Here is a 4,467-nt window from a genome sequence, read left to right on the forward strand (position 1 = left end):
TATATACATAGTTTTCTGTGGTACTTGCTCCTGTTGGCGGAGTGGTTTGTGCGGATAATCCTACAAACAATACTCCCAATAATATAGTTAATATCTTTTTCATTACGTATTCTGATTTTTATTTAAGGTATTGAATATTAAACGTAATTGTAGTATTACTGTAGAAATTAGACCCTGAAACAAATTTTAAATACACTTCTCCATTTGTTTTTAAATCAATACTCCAGGTTCTACCATTTTCGGTATAACTTATATTTCTGTTTATAGTTGGAACACAGCTTGATGAAATATAGCCTATTAATGTTTGATTAGCCCATGCATAGCTACTACTAGAATTAAAGGTAATATCTAGCTTCCCTAAATTACCCTGTGATGAACTATTAGTAAATAATGGGCTAAAACTAGATAATGACAGCGTAGGGTTTTTAGTAAAAGTACAAGTTATAATTGGAGCTGCTGAACAAGTTCCAAAGTTATTTGCTGCTGTCTGACCATTTGAATTGATATCATTTTGAGCTAAATTATCTGCATCTGCCTGACTCACAGAAGAGCTATAGCTACCTGCTGGTACACTGTAAATATAATTATTCCCTTGAAACCCATCATTACAATTATTTTTTATAAATGTTTGACTTTTTTCTATATTATAATACAATGGAACAACCGTGGTAGTATAATTATACTTAAATTCTTTTAAAATTTTCCCATTCACATCAACAATTGATTGAAGTCTATTACCAGTGTCATAATTATACTTTTCTCTAATGCCACTTGGAGGAGTAATTGTAGTAACACCAATTAAAGGATCATAAGTATAGGTGGTAATCAAATAACTATTCAAATCGTTATTTGCTCTTAAATTATCTAGCGCTGTTAATAATATCTGTTCTGAATTTAAATCAATATCTGAGTTTGATTTTCCAATAATATCATTAATTAAAGTACTAACTCCAGAAATTGCCATAAATGCTTCATAGCCTATCCCTTCTATTTTTATAATCGGCTGTGCTTGATTATAACCCCATATTATAGTTGTTATTGATAATCCTTTAGTTGTAAATTGCTGTACATTTCCCTTATTGTCATATTTATCAAATGTCAATTCTTCTTTTGTTGAAGAGCCATATAAATTTTTGTTTTCAACTTTATATGGTAAAGGTAATCCTGATGTTTTTGTATTCGCATCGGAGTCAGAAATTGGGTATTTGACTTCTACAGATGAAATTGTTGAGTTTATTCCATTTTCTGTTTTAATTTCTGAACTTTCTAATGGAACTCCTACTATGTTCTTACCAATTAAATATTGATTAAATTTATCATTTGCATATAAATATTTAACTTCCTTAACAATATTTCCAGGGAAAGTAGTTTTTTCACTATTAAGTAAATTTTGCGAATTATATCCATAATTGATAACAGTTGTAAGGCTGTTGTTATTAGGGAAAAATTGCGTAGTCTGCTCACTATTTAAGTAATATCTTTTTGAAATAATAGGATATTTCCAAAAACTGTAAGCTGTAAAATTAAAATTATTATCAAAGGTAAAATTTCTTATACCTGAATTACTACATCCTGAAACAATTGTAGGATAAACATTAGTCAAGGGATATTCTGGACCTAGGGTATTTTTCAAAATTTTAAATCCTGGAAAAGCATAATTTTCCGTGGAAAAGAATCCATAATTATATAATTTTTCCACCAATTTAAATCCAGATGAATCATAGCTCTCTTCTTTGTAAACAGCTCCGTTATTATTATTTATTTGTGGTAAATTTTTGGGTTTAATGATTTCAGAATTATAATAATAAAATACTTTTTTTCCTTTGGTTGAATTGTTTATAAAAGATGTTTCTGTTTGTTCCACCTTATCATATCCAACTAGTAAATTGCCTAATCCAAAATCTTTACTATTTACAGATATATCATTAAAAATTGAGTAGTTTTCTTCAACACAGCCATTATTTATAACTGCTGGGCGTTCTTTATAAGACGCATGAAGTATAAAAGATAATGGTTCAAATTTATTAATCAATTTACCTCCAAAATACTTAAAACCTTTATTATTAATTAATTGATGGTTATTATCATAATTTTTAATTGATTTTATTCTGAGTCCTCCTCCAAAACTGGTGGAAGTATCAACTCCTGTATTATCATAGTAATTAAAAGTTGATTTCATACCAGCAATATGGTAAGTGTCATTTGACAAGTAAAAATTATTAGGTGTATTGATTTTTACATGGTATTGTAGAGTTGGATTATTTTCATATTCTATTCTTATTTCATCATGCCATTGTTTTCCATGATTTGATGAAAAATCACTGGTAGTAACACTTGATAAATCCCAAGTTTTAATGATTTGTGTATGCGCTCCAGTATTATCTGTCCATGTCTTATAAAACTCAATTTTAAATCCTGACATTTGATTATAGGTATATATTGGAGCATTGGAATTGGAATATGTACTATAACCATCATTAATTTCATTTTCAAAAATGAATGTTGCTGATTTATTGATTGTAAAATCTTTAATATAATTATTATTATAACTTATATGACCTATATTTATCAAACTATTTTTTTTGAACGCCAAATCATGTAAGGTTTTGTCTGGAATAAATTGGTTATTAAAGGTATTTGGTTCATATTCAAATTTTGTATAACCCATTGTTGGATATACTATTTTGTTTAGAATATTTGCACTAGCAAAATTTACATTAAAATATCTCTTACCTCCAATGTATGGGTATTTCAAGCCTAACTCTTGCTTCTGCTTATATTGCTCGGTGTAGAAATAATCAAAATAATCCAAATCTGGTAAAGATGTATTGTTATTTTCTCCATTGAAAAATCCATAATAATCTACAGAGTTTGATATCTTTAGAGGCATCTTTTTTGATGTATTATATTCAAATTTATACGAACTATTGTTTGGCTCTTCCTGATCTTGAATGTAGTTTATTAAATCTATTTTATCTAGTTTAAGTCTTTTTCCAAGGTATTCAATTTGAGATTGGGGCAAATTATTATTTGCATTGTAGAATTTATAGCTATAGTTTGTATCGTAATCAAAATATGTGTAATTAAATTTGAAACTTTTTATTTTTTTATTATTTTGTTTCGATATTATATCTATCCTATCAAGTTTTTTCGCTGGGTTTTGAGTATTTGCAGGCATGATATCTTCTCTGTTTCCCAGTGATAAAATAATTTTGGTATCTTCTGTTTCAATACTCGTTAATAAATTTCTGAAACTATAAAAAACATCTAAATATCCCCCGTTACTTGGGCTATTTGAAAAATTAGTGATGTGAGAAGTTTCTATAGCACTTGAATGAAAGTCAACATCTTCAGTATAATTAAAATAAATACTCTTACCTGAGACTAATTTTATTTCACTAACCTTAAAAGTATATCCTTTTACATTAGCAAACTTATTTGATGTCCCTGAAATGGTTTCTATGGTATTAAAATAATAAACATCACCTTCTTTTGTTGTCGCTTTCCATGTACTTCCATTTCTTTCAAATTTTATTGAGTTCTCTTTTTCAAGCATTACAATTTGAGAAGTTTCAGGATTTACATAAAATTTACCTGAATAATTACCAAAATTATAACTGTAAATATCTGGCTCTCCATTACCATCTGATAAGCGGGTCATAACATCATCATTATCTACATAAGGTGCTTCATTTGCGTAATGAGAACAAAGAGGGATTAAACCACATCCTTGTTGCATTCTCAACATATAGTCTTCTGTTAAAACAGTTCCAAAATGATCTTTGAAATAGTTATAACCATTAACATTGTTTATGTATAATGTTGTATCTTCTCTATCTTCTTTGCCTCTTATTTCCTGAATAATTGTTCCTTCGGGAGAAAAATTCCACCCTAAACCAACCCAGGTTGCTTCATCAGCAACCTTAATCCCAGATGATTGATAACTTAAACTCAGGGGAATTGTTATATTATTTAAAGATAAATTATATAATGGGATTGTAATATCTGCTGTTCCTGTGTAATAACCCACAGGTATATCACCAAACTTTCCAAGCATAGCTGCTTCAGGAGAAGAAGGAAGACTTGGGATTTTTGGAGCAATAGTTTGACTATAAAATATCTGTACAAAAAAGTATAAAAATAAAATTACTATTTTTCTCATCATTTCTTCACAATTTTATTGGTTATAGATTTATTTTCGGTTTTGGCGATTACTACGAACACTCCTTGTGGCAGGTTTGATGTGTTAAGCTTTGTAACCCTGTTCTTGGTTTGGGTTTGGTAGGCTAATTTGCCGGTCATGTCATAGACTGTTATCGTGGCTTCTTTAAACTCTACTCCTATTTCTACATAACAATAATCCTCCACTGGATTGGGGTAGATTCTCATGTCTTGCTTTTCTATTAACTGTTCTAGTTGCTTGTCTCCAAGTTTTACTACTTTCCAGTTCTCTTTGCCTAGTTCTTC

At 29.1% G+C, this 4,467-nt stretch carries 2 protein-coding genes; both read right to left on the reverse strand.

Annotated elements, in window-relative coordinates:
- Window positions 1–118 precede the first annotated feature (118 nt).
- Window positions 119–4,165, reverse strand: coding sequence for a DUF5977 domain-containing protein (locus tag IEW40_RS14085; protein ID WP_188618758.1), 4,047 nt, complete (start codon window positions 4,163–4,165; stop codon window positions 119–121).
- Window positions 4,162–4,467, reverse strand: a 306-nt coding sequence (locus tag IEW40_RS14090; protein WP_188618759.1) for a T9SS type A sorting domain-containing protein, incomplete at its 5' end; no start/stop codon positions are given. The genes IEW40_RS14085 and IEW40_RS14090, both read right to left, overlap by 4 nt.

It is taken from the genome of Cloacibacterium rupense (assembly GCF_014645495.1).
GTDB lineage: Bacteria > Bacteroidota > Bacteroidia > Flavobacteriales > Weeksellaceae > Cloacibacterium > Cloacibacterium rupense.

Excerpts from the sequence above, each read along its gene's own strand:
- IEW40_RS14085 (WP_188618758.1), bottom strand. The coding sequence starts at position 4,165 with ATGATGAGAAAAATAGTAATTTTATTTTTATACTTTTTTGTACAGATA.